17 protein-coding genes are annotated in these 15,930 nt (G+C 49.4%); 15 read left to right on the top strand and 2 right to left on the bottom strand.

Translation table 11 applies throughout. From position 1 onward, the window contains the following. Positions 1-174 precede the first annotated feature (174 nt). The 12 genes from cax to LX98_RS06740 all read left to right on the top strand — a co-directional run bounded on the left by cax (position 175) and on the right by LX98_RS06740 (position 9,286). Positions 175-1,242, top strand: a complete 1,068-nt coding sequence (gene cax / locus LX98_RS06795; protein ID WP_496428185.1) for a calcium/proton exchanger — start codon at positions 175-177, stop codon at positions 1,240-1,242. A 12-nt stretch (positions 1,243-1,254) separates the two neighbouring features. After that, complete coding sequence (locus LX98_RS06790; protein ID WP_496428184.1) at positions 1,255-1,974, top strand: LCIB family protein; 720 nt, start codon at positions 1,255-1,257, stop codon at positions 1,972-1,974. Between the two features lie 220 nt (positions 1,975-2,194). Further along, positions 2,195-2,434, top strand: a complete 240-nt coding sequence (locus LX98_RS06785) for a DUF5132 domain-containing protein (RefSeq protein WP_496428183.1) — start codon at positions 2,195-2,197, stop codon at positions 2,432-2,434. A gap of 18 nt (positions 2,435-2,452) precedes the next feature. Beyond that, positions 2,453-2,755, top strand: coding sequence for a hypothetical protein (locus LX98_RS06780; protein WP_496428182.1), 303 nt, complete (start codon positions 2,453-2,455; stop codon positions 2,753-2,755). 26 nt (positions 2,756-2,781) lie between these two features. Then, entirely contained in the window at positions 2,782-3,171 is a 390-nt protein-coding gene (locus LX98_RS06775; protein ID WP_496428181.1) for an HMA2 domain-containing protein, read from the top strand. A gap of 137 nt (positions 3,172-3,308) precedes the next feature. Further along, a complete protein-coding gene (locus tag LX98_RS06770; protein ID WP_496428180.1) occupies positions 3,309-5,912 on the top strand; it encodes a heavy metal translocating P-type ATPase in 2,604 nt (867 codons plus the stop codon). Between the two features lie 81 nt (positions 5,913-5,993). Further along, positions 5,994-6,233: a DUF5132 domain-containing protein gene (locus tag LX98_RS06765; protein WP_496428179.1), complete on the top strand. Its 240-nt coding sequence runs from the start codon at positions 5,994-5,996 to the stop codon at positions 6,231-6,233. A gap of 64 nt (positions 6,234-6,297) precedes the next feature. Continuing rightward, positions 6,298-6,510, top strand: a complete 213-nt coding sequence (locus tag LX98_RS06760) for a hypothetical protein (protein ID WP_496428178.1) — start codon at positions 6,298-6,300, stop codon at positions 6,508-6,510. 139 nt (positions 6,511-6,649) lie between these two features. Further along, positions 6,650-6,985: a hypothetical protein gene (locus LX98_RS06755; protein WP_496428177.1), complete on the top strand. Its 336-nt coding sequence runs from the start codon at positions 6,650-6,652 to the stop codon at positions 6,983-6,985. A 415-nt stretch (positions 6,986-7,400) separates the two neighbouring features. Further along, positions 7,401-7,526 (top strand): hypothetical protein, encoded by a 126-nt coding sequence (locus LX98_RS06750; RefSeq protein ID WP_496428176.1) that lies wholly within the window; start codon positions 7,401-7,403, stop codon positions 7,524-7,526. 695 nt (positions 7,527-8,221) lie between these two features. After that, positions 8,222-8,689, top strand: a complete 468-nt coding sequence (locus LX98_RS06745; protein ID WP_496428175.1) for a hypothetical protein — start codon at positions 8,222-8,224, stop codon at positions 8,687-8,689. A 15-nt stretch (positions 8,690-8,704) separates the two neighbouring features. Then, complete coding sequence (locus LX98_RS06740; RefSeq protein ID WP_496428174.1) at positions 8,705-9,286, top strand: hypothetical protein; 582 nt, start codon at positions 8,705-8,707, stop codon at positions 9,284-9,286. 628 nt (positions 9,287-9,914) lie between these two features. Here LX98_RS06740 and LX98_RS06735 read toward each other — a convergent pair. Together LX98_RS06735 and LX98_RS06730 are read right to left on the bottom strand one after the other, a co-directional pair. After that, on the bottom strand, positions 9,915-10,163 hold the full coding sequence (locus tag LX98_RS06735) for a DUF5132 domain-containing protein (RefSeq protein ID WP_496428173.1): 249 nt from the start codon (positions 10,161-10,163) through the stop codon (positions 9,915-9,917). Between the two features lie 251 nt (positions 10,164-10,414). Beyond that, positions 10,415-10,951, bottom strand: coding sequence for a DUF4136 domain-containing protein (locus LX98_RS06730; protein ID WP_496428172.1), 537 nt, complete (start codon positions 10,949-10,951; stop codon positions 10,415-10,417). 518 nt (positions 10,952-11,469) lie between these two features. Between LX98_RS06730 and LX98_RS06725 the strand changes: the two genes are divergently transcribed. The 3 genes from LX98_RS06725 (at position 11,470) to LX98_RS06715 (ending at position 15,924) form a co-directional block, all read left to right on the top strand. Further along, the gene (locus tag LX98_RS06725; protein ID WP_496428171.1) at positions 11,470-12,477 is read left to right on the top strand and encodes a hypothetical protein; all 1,008 of its coding nucleotides are present in this window, start codon (positions 11,470-11,472) and stop codon (positions 12,475-12,477) included. A gap of 378 nt (positions 12,478-12,855) precedes the next feature. Continuing rightward, positions 12,856-14,400: an alginate export family protein gene (locus tag LX98_RS06720; RefSeq protein WP_496428170.1), complete on the top strand. Its 1,545-nt coding sequence runs from the start codon at positions 12,856-12,858 to the stop codon at positions 14,398-14,400. Between the two features lie 342 nt (positions 14,401-14,742). Further along, positions 14,743-15,924: an efflux RND transporter periplasmic adaptor subunit gene (locus LX98_RS06715; protein ID WP_496430574.1), complete on the top strand. Its 1,182-nt coding sequence runs from the start codon at positions 14,743-14,745 to the stop codon at positions 15,922-15,924. The last annotated feature ends 6 nt before the right edge of the window (positions 15,925-15,930 follow it).

Genomic DNA, 15,930 nt, shown 5'->3' with positions numbered 1-15,930 from the left:
AAATCTTTCCCCTTGGCCGGCATTGAGTTCATCCCTTCTTCAAAGAGGTTTCAATCAAGCAAGGCGCGGAAAAATACTTTCTTATATCGAAGACAGGTAATGAATAGTATGGTAGGTATTTAGTACACTGCCGAAAATCTGGGTCCTCTTAACCACTTCAGCAAAAGGGAACCGATGGGTCTTAATCTACTCCTGGTCTTCATTCCCATTGCAATAGGACTTGACTGGTACGACGCCAACCCCATTCTGGTCTTCATCGCCTCGGGCCTCGCCATTGTGCCGTTAGCGGGTTTGATGGGGCGATCAACGGAAAGTCTGTCGCACTACATCGGCGCCACCCTGGGAGGATTACTCGCCGCCACGATGGGAAACGCTCCGGAATTGATTATTTCGATTTTTGCCTTGAAAGCCGGGCTTTACGATGTGGTCAAAGCCTCCATCACCGGATCCATCGTGGGAAACCTGCTGCTCGGAATGGGGCTTGCGATATTCCTCGGTGGCCTTCGCCATGAACGGCAAAAATTTAACGCGACGGCGGCAGGAATGGGTTCGGGACTGTTGACACTTGCAGGTGTCGGCCTTATCGTCCCCGCTCTGTTTCATTTCACTTCTAAACAGGAAGAGGAACTCAGTACCGAAATCGCCATTGTGCTCTTCGTCGCTTACATCCTAAGCCTGGTGTTTACCCTGAAAACTCACCAGCATTTATTTCGCACGGAACCCGCAGAACCGGTTGAATGCACACCCCCCCAAAAAGGGGAAGAGGAAGAGCCCGCATGGAGTAAAAACAAAGCCATTGGCATGTTAGCAGCCGTGACAGTCGGCATTGCCTTCATGAGCGAAATTTTAACGGGAGCGATTGAACCCGCAGCCGCAGGCATCGGCCTCACGCCTATCTTTGCCGGTGTGATTTTTCTCGCCGTATTCGGGAATGCGGCAGAGCTCATGAATTCAGTGCGATTCGCCAGGAATAATCAAATGGATCTGGTTATGGGAATCGCCGTCGGGGCGAGTACCCAGGTGATCATGTTTGTGGCACCAATGCTGGTATTCGTCAGTTACCTTCTCGGTCCCAAACCTCTGGATCTGCTTTTTGTGCCATTTGAAATTGCGGCCATTGTCATCGCGATTCTCGTCAACGGCAATCTCACGAAGGATGGCGAGTCCCACTGGATGGAGGGGGTGATGCTGCTGGGAGTCTATTTGATTTTAGGCATTGGATTTTTCTTTCTCCCGATGTAGCCAGGCAAACCCATGGCAAGCTTTGAAACAGTCCTCTCTGCACACTTTCCCAAGGCGATACGACAAGAGGACTTTGTCCAACGCTCATATGCCCTCTTGCAGGCTGAAGGATTCCGCGCCGAGAACACGATTGCCTTCGTCAGCGTATGCCGGGATGAACTGACGTTGCCTCTGGTCGAGGAAGTGAAAAAAACCTGGGGAGAAGCCTTTATTTTTTCCAGTCTGGGCGGCATGCTTTTCCTCGGAAAGACCGGATTTTTAGCGGCGCAGCACCATGCGCCGAATGAGGATGGACGTGAACGATATGTCTATTTTGCCCTACCGCACATCGGCGTGGATGCACAAGGCGAGATTGGTCGCCATGATCGTCCAGGGCGCTTTCAACCGTCCCATGCCTGCGGGGCGTTGCACGGATTTCAGATGGAACTGGCCAAACGGTGCGTCTCTTTTGGAATCGATCCTGATGACATCGAGCAAAGCCTGCTGAAACAACACCTGTTTCGCAAACTCACTTACGGTGATATCCCGAACCTGTTGAACCTCACGAAAATTGCGTATGCCGTCATTCTGGAAGAACTGGAAAGAATGATCCAATTAACCGTTGACCCCCTTCTTAATGACTATACCGTCCTGACAGGCATCCAAATTCACGGTCCCCAAGGCATGGAATACATCTGGCCTGGAGAGACCTACTGGGTCCGGGAGGGAAAGCGACAGGGTTTTGCCTTGTAGGTTGGTATTGTTCAGATAACGCTAGAGGGGCGATTTCTCCTCCGGACCATTTAAAGGAAAAAATTACCTTTGAGGCGTTGATCCATATAGCGTGATGAGTATTCTATAAAAATTTACCTATTCAATGATAAATGCCTTGCAAATCAATTTATAGATATTTATAAATAAGCCGTCAGTGGAAAAGGTGTGAACAATTATTTCTTGAAGGAGGGCTTGACAAATGGAAGCTGTAATTGGTGGTGCCGTTGTTGGAGCAGTGGCGGTCGTGGCAGCCCCATCACTCATTTCGGGAATTGGAGAGATGCTTCGTCCCTTGGCGAAAGAAGTCCTCAAAGGGGGAATTGTAGCCTATACCGCTGTGTCAGAAATGGTTGCCGTGACCGGGGAACAATTCAATGACATTGTCGCCGAGGCCAAAGCAGAAATTGCCCATCCCGCGAAAGCCAAATCCTCAAACTAGAGCAGATTGGGTCGGAACATGCCACAGCCTGATAAAGAAGATCCTGAATCAACGGACAATTCCCAAGCCGGGAGCGGTCCCGGGGGAATCTCTGGAGCGTTCCGCCCATTAGTGAAAGAGCTTGTGAAAGCCGGGCTCATCGCATATGAAACGGTTTCAGAGAAAGCATCGGGCTTCGGGAAGCAATTGAATGATCTCGTAGAAGAGGCACGCTCGGAAACGATGAAAACGCCCTCCCCTGACAGTGACCCCGAAGAAACCGAGACAAAAGGCAAAGCGAAAAAGTCTGGAAAGGCGAAGAATCCACACAGAAATGCCTGAGGAAAGCCTGGAGAGGCGTAAGACCAATGAAAATCGAAAAAGATATACAGGTTGTGCATGCTTTGCCTGATCGAGTGCGTCTTAAGCTTCACCGGCTGAAAAACAATATGGCCTATGCGGAGGAAATTCAACGCCGGCTTCATAGCCTTCAGGGGATTACACATCTGGAGACCAACCCCAAGACAGGAAGCCTTCTCATTCACTACGATCCTACTGTCTTAGAAATACTGGCCCTTCATCCGTCCATTTCATCCTTTCTGGGCCCATTCTCTCCTGAGGTCAAGCCATTAAACAAAGCTGCCCCTCCTGCCAAAGGTCGTGTTAAACCCATAAAAACTGTTCGCAAGGCCAGCACCAAAATCGAGAAAAAAACCAAATCTACTAAATTTTCCAAGAAAGCCAGAGGCAAATCTTAATTTTGACGCTAGCAGCCAGGGCAAGAAAGGTGATTGAAACCACAGGATTATACCCGACTGTATTCTTATAAATAAGATTTTTTAATTCGCACAGATGTATTCCCCCAACCTTCACTTCATTCAAAGGAATTATTCCCATGGGCGTTCATTCGGCCTCCATTGTTCATGCTGTTCCAGGGCGTCTTCGTGTAAAACTGTCTGATGACGAGCAAAATTTTGACTCCGCGGAAGCCATGGATCTCAAGCTTTCTGAGTTGGACGGGGTAGATGAGGTCACAAGGAATTTAACCACCGGTCACCTCATTCTTCACTATGATGAATGTCAGGGGACAAATCCAAATTTCTTCCGTTCCGTAGCTGAGACCCTTGGAGTCTCACCAAACGATTTTGCCATCGACCACCTCGAAACATCGTTCGGGCAAACCGTGCATGACCAGAACAATGGAAATGGAGCGAAGGCCTCTTCGAGAAAACAATCCCTCAATCTACCCGCCACCATTCCCAATATCATGGCCTCCTCAAAGGTAGTCCATTCACTTCCAGAACGAGTGCGTCTTCGTGTCCCTGCCTTGCAGATTCGTCCCCGGCTTGCTGAAACCCTCCCTATCTTTTTAGAAGACCAGGAAGGTATTCAAGAGGTCAGTGTCAATTCCAGCTGCTCGAGCGTCACGGTGATATTTGACTCAACCCTCTGGGACGGAGAAAGACTCTGCCAATTCCTGCGAGACCTTCGCCATGAGGACATTGAGGCCTACCAACCCAAACAAGTCATACAAGAACAGGCAGAGAATGCGGTCGATGAGGAATCGGGCCCGGAATTGTGGTACTCAAGCACCGGAATTGCCATCGCCCTGTTCATCGAACCACTGGCGCCGATCGCGGTCCCCGCCTTCCTCCTGGCGGCTGCACTGCCTATGCTCAAACGGGCCTACCATTCTGTCGCGGTAGACGGGAAACTGAATGTGGATGTGCTTGATGCCTCCGCGACCGCTTTGATGTCGATACAGGGTGCCTTTCCCATGGCAACCGGTATGGTTTTTTTAATCAATGTGGCGGACTATATTCGTGACCTGACCGTATTGCAGTCCAAGAAGGCTATCGAAGAAGTCCTGGCCTATCAGAAGACTCGGGCGTGGGTCATTCGCGACGGGCAAACCATTCAGGTTCCAGTCAGTGAGATTCAACGAGGAGAAACCGTAGTTGTCTACCCGGGGGAACGGATATCCATAGATGGGACCGTCCAATCGGGAATAGCCCTGGTGGATCAGGCCACCCTAACCGGTGAATCCATGCCGGTCGAAAAAAATCCCGGCGATCCGGTCTATGCCGCTACAGTCCTGCGTGAAGGGGAACTCTACATTCAGGCTGAACAAATTGGAGATGAAACCGAGGCCGCCCGAATTGTGCGTTTAGTTGAAGGCGCCCCGGCCAGAGAGACCAAAATTCAAAACTATGCCGTGAAATGGGCCAATGACCTGGTTCCCTATAGTTTTGGACTTGGCGCGGTGGGAGCCGTCATTGGCGGCGGCATTCCCGGCGCGGCGGCGGTGTTAATTGTGGACTACGGAACGGGAATCCGAATCGCGGCTCCCACGACCGTTCTCTGCTCCATGACCAAAGCGATCCGCCATGGCATTTTGATTAAAGGCGGGCGGCACATGGAAACCCTGGCTGAAGTGGATGCTGTGGTGTTTGATAAAACAGGTACCTTAACCATGGGACACCCTGACGTGGTGGACATTTGCCCACTTGGCTCCTTCACCGCAGATGAAGTCTTGACCCTGGCCGCAGCTGCGGAGAATCGCCTGACTCACCCCGTGGCTCAAGCGATCGTCCGTGCTGCCCAGGAACGAGGACTGATTATCCCGGAGCGAACCACCTCCGACTACACGCTGGGGCTTGGCGTTGAATCCATAGTGGACGATAAGATTGTGCTGGTAGGGAATCACCGGTATATGGCGGAACAACGCATCACGCTTTCAAAAAAGATCAAAAAGCAAATCAGCGACATGGAAGATCGTGCCGTCTCTCCCCTCTGCGTGGCCGTGGATGGGAAACTCGCAGGCCTGTTGTCCTATACCGATCCTATCAGGCCGGAGGCCATTGAAGTGATTCAAGCTCTCAAGGAACGTGGGGTTAAAGAAATCGTAATGCTCACAGGAGATCATGAAAAAGTCGCCAAACGCGTTGCTATGGATTTGGGAATTGACCGATACATCGCCGAAGTCTTCCCCGGCCATAAAGCGGATGTGGTGAAAGACTTGCAGCGACAAGGATATAAGGTGGCCGTGGTGGGAGATGGAATCAATGACTCCCCGGCCCTTGCCTTTGCCGATGTCGGAATTGCCGTGGAGGGTGGAACTCAGGTCGCTCAGGATACGGCCCATGTGACCTTACTCCATGGAGGCCTATGGAAAATCCCCGCGGCTATTGACATTAGTCGTGAAGCGATCAGCTTGATCCATCAAAATTGGAAAATCATTTCTATCCCGAATACCATTGCGTTGGGGCTGGCCTGCATTGGAATCCTCGGTCCCATCGGCGCGACCCTACTCAGTAATGGGTCAGCCATCATTGCCACCTTGAATGGCCTTCGTCCCATTATGGGAAAACCAGCCACACCACCACGGCCTATGCTGGTAATGGAACCACACGTGGTGAAGCATAATATTTCTGAAAACGGGTGGCAAGAACAACGCTTTGCCGTGCTAGAAGGGGAACTCCTCGACATCCCGGCGTAACCCCATAGGATTGAGAAGCTTTACCGAACGCATACTTCGAGAGTATTCACCCAAACCTGTTCAAGAAGGGAGTTAGTCTCTATGTTGCCAATCATTGGTGGTGTGGTCGTCGGAGCGATTGCAGCATTAGCTGCTCCATCGCTCGTTTCGGGAGTGGTTTCAGGAGCACGTGCGCTCACCAAGGGAGTCATTAAGGGCGGAATGGCGGCCTATACCGCGACATCAGAACTCGTTGCTGAGTCTGGGGAACACATTCAAGATCTTGTCGCTGAGGCAAAATCCGAAGTCAAACAGACAAAAAAAACACGCGTTGAAAGCTAAATCTTTTTTTCAACCGGAGATAAGAGAAAAGTTTCATGAGAGATTTAAAGAAGAGGAGGATGTCATGGAAACAGGTGTGGCGGGTTTGGTGTGGGGCGCGATCGGATTCGCGGCTACGGCCGCGGTAGGGTATTTTTCGCCCTACATCATTTCCGGTCTTCAACAAAGTGTTCGCCCTGTCGTCAAAGGAGTCGTTAAGGGAGGCCTGATAATTGAGGCGACCTTTTCAGAGCTGGTAAGTGAGGCCCAGGCGGAATTGACACATTCATCATCATAATTCTCTTGCATGACGAGAGGTCGGGCTCTGCGATATCCGGAGATTGGATTCTTCTCAGAATTTTACAACCTAACATCTTTTCGCTAGAATTCTGTGGTGGATTGAGGGTAAAAGCTTTTTTATCTAAAAGGAAATCGATATGCCAAAACGCGCAACCAGGACAGTAGAGACAGAAACACTGAGTGACTCAATTGCGGGAAGTGGCAAAGAGGCACTAGGAAGCCTGGAGGGTGGCATTACCACGCTCACCGGTGGGATTTGGGAAGTCTTTCACGAGCATCCCAATGTGGGTGGCGTCTTAACTGGAGGTTTGGGCATGGCTGCAGCCATGACCATTGGTGTCGCTGAGATTGTGGCAGGGGTCGCCGCAGGCTATCTCGGGTACAGAATTTTTGCTTATGGGGAGACGTTTACCGAGGCCATTGAAAAGACCATCGAGTTCAGAGAAGGCAAGCTCTCAAAAGAGGAGCTCTAATCATCCATTCGGTTTGGATACCAAGGACTGTTGGCTATGACAGTCGGACTTCATTCCTTCACAGTAGTCTTTTCCGGATTGTTCAAATCTAAGTGCCCTACCTTCGATCATCAGACCACATTTCCAAATAACCTCTGTCCCTTTCACAAAATAATATGCTTGGGTAAAGATACGTGACAGATCCATACCCTTTTTCATATTTCAACTTTTCCCTCAGATCATTGGAAATAAGTTGGCGGTGCTCCACGGCCATTCGGAATGAGGTCTTCAGAAACAATCACAAAAGCACACGGTGTGGGTTCACCAATGAATGGGGAAGTATGCAGTCGCAAGAAAGGAAAATGGCCTCAGCTTCCTTTTTATGTGAAAGATTACGTGCCGGATCGACAATCACCCCCAAAAAGGAGGAGTCAACATGAGTAAGTCATTTTATAATTTTATGGGTTGGGTTTCGTTAGTCGTGGGTGCGGTCTTGTTTATCATTCCAGGATTGCCTGGAACTCCGATCCTTCTTCTTTCCAAATACTTTTTTTCCATCTAAGTGGAAGAAGTCATACTGTTGCCCTGAAAGGCTGTGGACAATTTGACCATACCTGGTTAAAGGGGTAATGCCATGTCATTGCTGTCTGAAATTCTCGCGTCATTCTTGAAAGTGCGGGCGACTTTTTAGTCTGATGTCTCTTGGCCGTTTAGTCCTTTGGGTACACACTGGAGATTCCAGGAAAACATGACCCTCCCTTTATCCGAAGATTGCCGGCTGCCCTCTGTGCGGACGCGCTGATCCACGGGAATACCTTGTCTGACTCGATATATCGGCAGAAAAGGAACGAGAGGGAAAGCCTCATCCTACTATCTTGCCACAGCTAACCCAACCTACTTTCAATCAAACCGGTTCCTCCTCCAGGCAAAGCCAACATAAGGTCGGATCCACCCATTGGTCATGGGATTCTCTCCGTCAGGAGATTTCGCAGATATCACCTAGACCGAGACCCCCCCCAAAAAATACCGGCTGTGAAAATTCTTCATTGCGAGAACAAAAGAATTTATGGTGAAATGACCCCTAGCGTGGAACGTTGCGTTCGTGAAATGAAAGAGAAGATACCCACTTAACCCTCAGTTGATAGAATCCTCTCTTCCAAATCCTTTGTCAGAAAAACAAACCAGCTTCCAGAATTTCATTATTTTCCCAACCCACCTGGGTGACAAAGAAAGGCAGATGCTATGAGCATGTCACGCATGACGAACATTTTCGGAGTGGTGCTGGCCTTAACCATGGGAATCATAGGAAGCTCATTGGCCGAAAACGAGGAAAAGCACCCCTTGCCCTTCATCATCATGGATATCGAACGCCACATTGCCGAATTGACCATCAACATTGAGAAGGTTTCGGACCGAATGAAGTTTTTACGCGAGATTCCGGATTCCAAGGATCCACTCATTCAGGAAGTCCGGAATCTTGACCTGAGAGGATGGGAACTGCATCAGGAACAATGGAAGGTGCAACTCGATGGATTGCGATTCACGGAGGGGCTCCTGCGAAAAATCCAGGACCATCCCGAAGAAAAATCCGAAGCCTTACAAACCTGGCTCGGCCGACTTGAAGAATTTAAAAAGACCATGAACGATTATCGACAACAGCGGACCGGGATCGAAGTGTTACGCATAGAAACAGAAGGCAAGTTGATCGAACAATATTTGCGATAAGGCAAGGAGATTCTAATGGATTGCGTAAAACGACCGACCGCATTTTTTGCCTTATGCTTGACGGGGATCTGGATCATCATGAGCGGATGTACCTCAGTCGACACTATTCGATTTACCAACCAAACCTTTCCACCAAAAAAATCCGTTCTAGATGTGGAAGTGATGGCCCTGGAACCAAAATGTCCCCATATCGCCATCGCCCAATTGAGTGTCCAGGATTCAGCCGTGAGTTATGAGGACGAGGAAGGCGCCATACTGAAAAAAGCCGCTGAATTGGGAGCCGACGCCGTAGTGCTCCATCGAGGGACCAAACGGACAGTCGCGACTCCCGCCTACGGAGGCTATGCCTACAACTACGGCTATCCCGGATGGGGTTATGCTTCTTACGGTATGGTTGGTTACGGAGGGTACGGTACGACTGGATACACGATAGGTGGATTCGGGTATTCTCCTTACGGCATGGGAACGCCCATGATGTATGACACAACCGTGAGATCGCTCTCGGGAATTGCCATCCGTTACCAGGATGGCCCCCGTTGCGTACCAGGTAAGCCGGAATCCAGACAGATCCCTACATCCTTCCCTCTCCAATCATAAATTGAGAAGAACGGATTGTCGTCGACCCTAAGATCTTATAGGAAAACCTTTCATGAGGGACGCGCTTTCCTATGGAGGTGTGATTGTTCCGTAGAAAAAAGATGATCGGCCCCTTTTACCATTCGACAAAATTTTCGGGGAACTGGTCTTTCGCTCAGAAATAGCGACCAGCGGAGTCATACTCCTCCGCCAGCCTACCCCCTCCTCTATTCGTGACACGCCTGCAGACATAGCCAGCCGTGAGGAGTCGGATGAAAGGGTTCAGTTGTGAAAGAAGAACGGGTAGGATGAAGCCCAGGTCAATTTTCAAGCTAAAAGGATCATAGATTTCCTCATCCGGATGGGAGATTCACTGCAATAGTTGGTGATGGGATCTGCCAATGGTTAAATCTTATCCCATTTTTCAAGCTGTCAATAAGGGTACCAACCGGGACAGTAAATTATTTTCCTCCGCATTTTGCCTCTGGGGCCAGACCTTATAAATCGAAAGTGCCTACCAGGCGGTCACTTCGTAATTGGCTCACGTTCTATTGTTTATTCTGGGAACAGCTCCGTCTGCTACCGGAATAACATTTTGTAAGCTGAGGAGCTATTGCCTGAAAAGCTTAGGCTAGGTCTTCGATCATTTCTACTGCGCTTTAGCCCGCGGCGTTTTTTTATCGTGATGCTCGATCTCTGCTTTGGCTTCAGCAACTATGTCATTGAAATGTTCTCCGGTTTCAGAAACCATTTCTGACACAGCGGCGTAGGCCACAAGACCGCCTTTGATAATTTCTTTGGCAAGGGGGCGAATAACCGACCCTATTCCTGAGGCTATCGAGGGTACAGCCACTGCGGCAACAGCTCCGACGACCACACCACCAATGACAGCTTCCATGGGCTCCTCCTTTGTAAATAAAATACTTCTTGGAAAACCGTTAAAATATTAACATAACCGGAAAGTTTTAGTGAAGCTTGTGGGGCCCCATTTACACCAAAAACGAACGCGTCTCCTTCATGCCGCGCTGTCTTCATCCTATTGCACAAAAAATGGCCATCCGGTTGTTTAAGACAATGCTCCTTATGCTGAAAGAGAGTCACCAGAGTTCCCTCGGGCCATCAAACTCCACACAAGCTGAATGCGACTCATCAGGAACGTTTTGGAGGGAATTGTGCCAAAACTTTCTGGACTGCCTCATTGATCAACCCGGTTTGCCCTCCTGTAGTTCCCTTCCAATCCACCACGCCTTTAGCAACCCCACGCCAGATAATATGCTGAGGCGGCTTCGCATCAAGCAGATCGATAATGAGCGTCCCTTCCTCGTATTGGTAAACTTCTGTATAACCCATACCCATCCCCCAGTATGGCCTCATGAGCGGACCTCGCATAGTTTCGACCTGAATTCGCTCTTCCCGACCAACATAATAGGTCACATGGAAATCTGAACTTCCAGCAATAATTTCGATGTATCCTTTGTTGGCCAGTTCGGCTGCGACCGCGTCCTGAATCCTTTGACGGGCCACTTGATTGGCCCCACCCAGATCAATGTCTCCTTCCGGCGTTTTCAGCATCCAGGAAAAAGTCTTCAGCTCACTAAAGTCCGTCGACTCTCTATAATCAGAACTGACAGAAATGGTGGAGCACCCCCAAAAACCGGGTAACGCCAACAAAACAAAAAGTCTCATGAAACATCGCATTTGTCATACCCTTTCTTTTACCATACACATCGCATTCCCGAATTTCGGATTTCGTCTTTTCTTCACAGAGGGCATCTCCCTGTACATGACTCCCTGAAGATTGCCTAGTTCAAAGAGACCAGGAGCACGGCCGGTTCTTCCCCACAATCATGAAGGTAAATTGATAGTCGCCCAAACTACTTTTTGCCTGCTCCGATTTCTTAGCGTGAAACTATAGCAGACACTTCTCACCCGTTTCGACTCCCGACTCCCGGATCCGATGTTCCTCCTCAAGGGAATTTCTTGGATGAGCGGTGGGATGGTCATTGCTTCGGCATGAATAGATACGTTAAAAACCCTGGCGTCTTTTCCGACGTTTTCAAACAGGAATATAACTGTGTGTGTTTTCAAAAAAATACCAACACCAGACACGCAGGAGTGACGCAAGGAGAATGGATGTCCGCCGACAATTGCGAACCTGACGACTGATGTTCTTGAGGTGTATCGGCACAGGAGATTCTACTCACATGCCGTTTGTTGTATCTCTTCTCATTGGAGTTCTCTTTCTCGCCTCTCCTTCGTTTGCCGACTGGAGGGTCACCGGCGAGAGTAATGTTTATTATACCGACGATGCGGCCCTGTTCTCCTCGACACGGCGGCTGAGTCGAAACCAGGACCCCACCCAACCGGTTATTGATAGCCTTCTCGCAAACCAGGGAGATGATGTGGTGTTTGAACCCATGGCCCACATAATGAAATCTTTCTCGTTAATGGGTCGACCTACCGAATTGGGTGTCCGTGGGCAGGGGTTTGTGTTTACCGACAATACCCAATTCAATCACGGATCATTGAGCGTGGAGGCCTCCCATAATCTGACCTCCACCACAGCGCTCTTGATGCGCTATTTTTTCGGACCCGATTTATTTTTAGGAAAGAATGAGGTACGGCCGCTTGAAGAGTCCGACGGAAATCCCCCACAAATAAAAAATGAGGAGGTCACCACCAATTATTGGGCCGGAGGGCTTGCTCAACAAATCCCCGGTGTCGACGATCTGCGCCTTATTCTCTATGGCCGCTATGGATTGCGAGACTACGATAAACCCTTTCGCCAACGGGATACCAGGTTTTGGACGATCGGGACGCACATGGAATGGGCCCCCACTCAGAAGATCGGATTGGCTCTGGGCTACCATTATGAACGAGGATTGGCTGATGGGCGAAAGCAGCCGGAGCTACAAGATGATACCTCTTACTTCAATCATTTCGTGACCGGAGAATTCGAATATGAGTTTACAGAACGTCTTAGCTTAGAGATGGGATTGCATTATGAATTTAACGGTTGGACCACCGGTATCCAGGGGGATGAACGCAAGGGACAACATGAAAATGTGATCCAGGGCGACATTGCCTCTCGGTATCGGGTGAACGAAGTTCTTCAGTTAACGGCCGGGTTTCAGGGATCCCATCGAAAAGAGAGTTTTGAAAAAGGGTTAAAAAACCTGAACACGTGGGTAGGCGCCAAATTGGCATTTTAATTTTTCAACGCCGGAAAGAATGATCCTCTCTGAAACTCAAAGGATGGGCACATCCAAAACTTTGATTCATTTTAGTGTTCCATGAGTGCACCCTGTCTTAATGAGTTTTTTGCAAGAGGGTGCTATCTTGTGACGCCTCCACTTTGTCAGGGGTGTCATTCCGAAGAAATTTTCATGCTAAAGAAGCATAAAAGATGTGGGCGAGTCCCTGAGCATTGATATTTCTACTTGCCGATTCCAGACGAAGAGACCACCACCTCTCCAGACAAAGGAGGGGGACTGAAGAACGATCAGCTAGGACGTTTATCCATGTTATTGACGGGAAAACCAAAACTTTAGGGTAGCCTAAATTCTGGCTTCATACATCGTTGAGCTTCCATGCGGATATGGTTCACCCAATTCAGGAATGCCGGAAAGATCATACCTCTTTCCTTATGTTGGTTCCTGCTGACGGCATCCCTGTCCCTGGGAGAGGAACCCCACAACAAACCTACTCCTTCAACAGAAGATCCCTACCTGTTATGGCGATTGGATGCAGTCAGGAAAAGAACCAGAGAAATTCCTCAAAATGTTTGGGAGCGGATTCGAAACGGTCAGAAGTGGACCTGGAATGAATATCCTGATCAAGTGCTTATTCAGGAAGAAAACGTTATCAAATGGCCCCGGTATTTGTCCGCTGCCCTAAATACCCCCGAGTGGTTGGATCTGGGCTTTACCAATCGAGTTCGTCGAGAAGGATTTGATTACCCTTTTAAAGCCGACCAGAAAGGCAATACCTGGACTTGGAATCAGCGAACCCGCTTTCGGGCCACGACCAAATGGAAGGTTTTCCGGGCTGAGCTAGAGTTTCAAGGAGCGAATTCCGGTGAACAGTCCAATACGGACGTCGTTGGTTCTTCCACGTTTAATGCGGCCAGTATCCAACAATTGTTTGTGTCTATGACTCTCCCAAATTTCCTGGAGACCGGCCTTCGAACGGATCTTCACGTCGGTCGCATCAATATGGATGTCGGGTCAAGACGCCTCGTCGCTCGTTCTCGTTTTCCAAATACCGCCCAACCCTTTGATGGTATTCATTGGAGAGTAGCTGAGACCAATCAGTGGTTTTTTCGCGCCTTTTTTTCGGAAGTTGTTCCCGATAACAACAACAACAAAAATCGCTTTGGCTTGTTTACGAATGGAGGTAATTATATCTGGGGGCTTTCGTATGAAAACTCGCACTTTTCCTGGGCCAGGACCCAACTCTACTATTTTGGCAGAGATGAAGAGGAGAAGGACGGAGGAACCGAACGAAAGCATTCAACATTGGGAGTCCGGGTCTATCAACGACCGGAAATTGGAGCGTATGATTACGAAGCGGAATCTGCCTGGCAATTCGGCACATTGGACAACATGGATCATTTTGCCAATTTCCAACATATCTCCCTTGGTTATACCTTTGCCTTTCCATGGTCACCCAGGATTTTGGCCATGTACGATTATGCCAGTGGCACAAAAAATCCTAATGGGAATAAAAGCCATACTTTCGATAGCCTCTTTGGTGCGCGCAATTTTGAATATACCTCAACCAGTCTCTTTGGACCTTTCTTTCGTTCCAACATCAGCTCGCCGGGCATCCGGCTAATCACTCACCCGCTCCCAACCTTGGATATCAATCTAAAATACCGGGCCTGGTATTTGGCCCAATCACGAGATGAGTGGGTCAACTCAGGCATGCAAGATCCAACGGGAGCCGCAGGAAATTTTTTAGGACAGGATGTGCAAGTCAGACTTGTATGGCGTCCTTGGCCAAGCTTAACCATTGATGCCGGCTATGAACACTTCTTTAAGGGCTCTTATATTAAAAATCAGACTGATGTGCCAGGAAATCCTCCAGCCAATGATACCAACTACTTCTATATTCAAACAGAAGTTAGATTTTAAGGTCCTGGCAAGGACAATCGGCGAAAAAGCCATTTGGAGGGACTCGAATTTTTTCCATTCCTGGTTTTAATCCGGAAAAATTTTTTCATCGTCTGTCACCAATCCGTGCCTTTCATTCTTATTCCTCTCCCTCATCTCACAACAGCATTCACTGGTCAGGGGGCCGTCAGAGTATGCACAAATAATTGGCCATTTCCCTTGAGTTCTGAGCCTGAACAATGGAAAATAACGTTCCTCTCAAATGCTCCAATCCGGGTCACAACCCGGAAAATCGATAGATCATAAATTGATGGATTTTTTTGTAATTTCTTCGTATAAAACCCAGGAACCTTCATCGTGAAAATGCGAGTACAAATTCTACATACCCATTTCAGGAGAGGGTCAGGGCTGCTGCTATGCCTGATGTTGGCGATGCCCTCTGGGTGCGATCGTCCGGAGGCGGAATCCACCGCAATGCCCCCAGAGGTGTTGGTTGCGGAGGTGATACAACAGGACGTCCCGATTTATGGAGAGTGGGTTGGAACGACAGTTGGCTATGTGGATGCGCAGATTCGCGCTAGAATTCAGGGATATCTCCTGTCCCGACATTACACGGAAGGATCCGTTGTCAAAGCCAACGATCTCTTGTTTAAAATCGATCCACGACCCTACAAGGCAACCCTGGATCAGTTGAAGGCCGAACTCATCAGGGCGGACGCGGCCTATAAAAAGAGCCTGCTTGACATCAAGCGGAACACCCCACTTGCGGCGGAAGGGGCCATCAGCCAGAAGGAACTGGATGATGCCATACAAGCCGGCACGGCAAACCGGGCCTCGGTCGCTTCTGCGCGCGCCAAACTGGACAATGCGCAACTCAACCTTGATTGGACCAGTGTGACGTCTCCGATCAGCGGGATAGCCGGAATCGCTACCGCGCAAATCGGTGATCTCATCGTCGAGAATACGGTGATGACGACGGTCTCTCAAGTAGACCCGATTAAGGTCAATTTCCCCATTAGTGAGAGGGAATATTTACAATTTGCGGACCGGATCGCGAAAGCCGGGAGTAAGGCCGAAGCACAACGATCCAATAAACACAATCTCGAGCTGGTCCTTGCCGACGGAAGCGTCTACCCGCACAAGGGGAGAGCCGTACTCGCTGATCGCCAGGTTGATGGCAAAACCGGAACGATCACCATCGTCAGTTATTTCCCAAACCCTACCCATCTCCTACGCCCCGGCCTTTTTGCCAAAGTGCGTGCCTCTATCGAAACCCGGGTAGGAGGACTCTTAGTTCAACAACGGGCCGTCAAGGAACTTCAGGGGACGTACCAGGTTGGAGTAATGGGAGCCGAGAACAAGGTGGCTTTTCGAAACGTGATTCCCAGTCACAGGATCGGGTCACTCTGGCTAATTGACGAAGGCCTGAAGCCCGGCGAAATGGTCATCGTTGAAGGACTTCTCAAGGTTCGTGATGGAATGGAGGTCACACCCAAATTGACCCAGGCCGAATCACAACCCGGCTCTGAGAGTTCCCCCGAATAACAGGGC

This window comes from Nitrospira marina (assembly GCF_059568365.1).
Note: the sequence above shows the minus strand (reverse complement) of the source record. Positions and strands in the feature narration are given on the sequence as shown.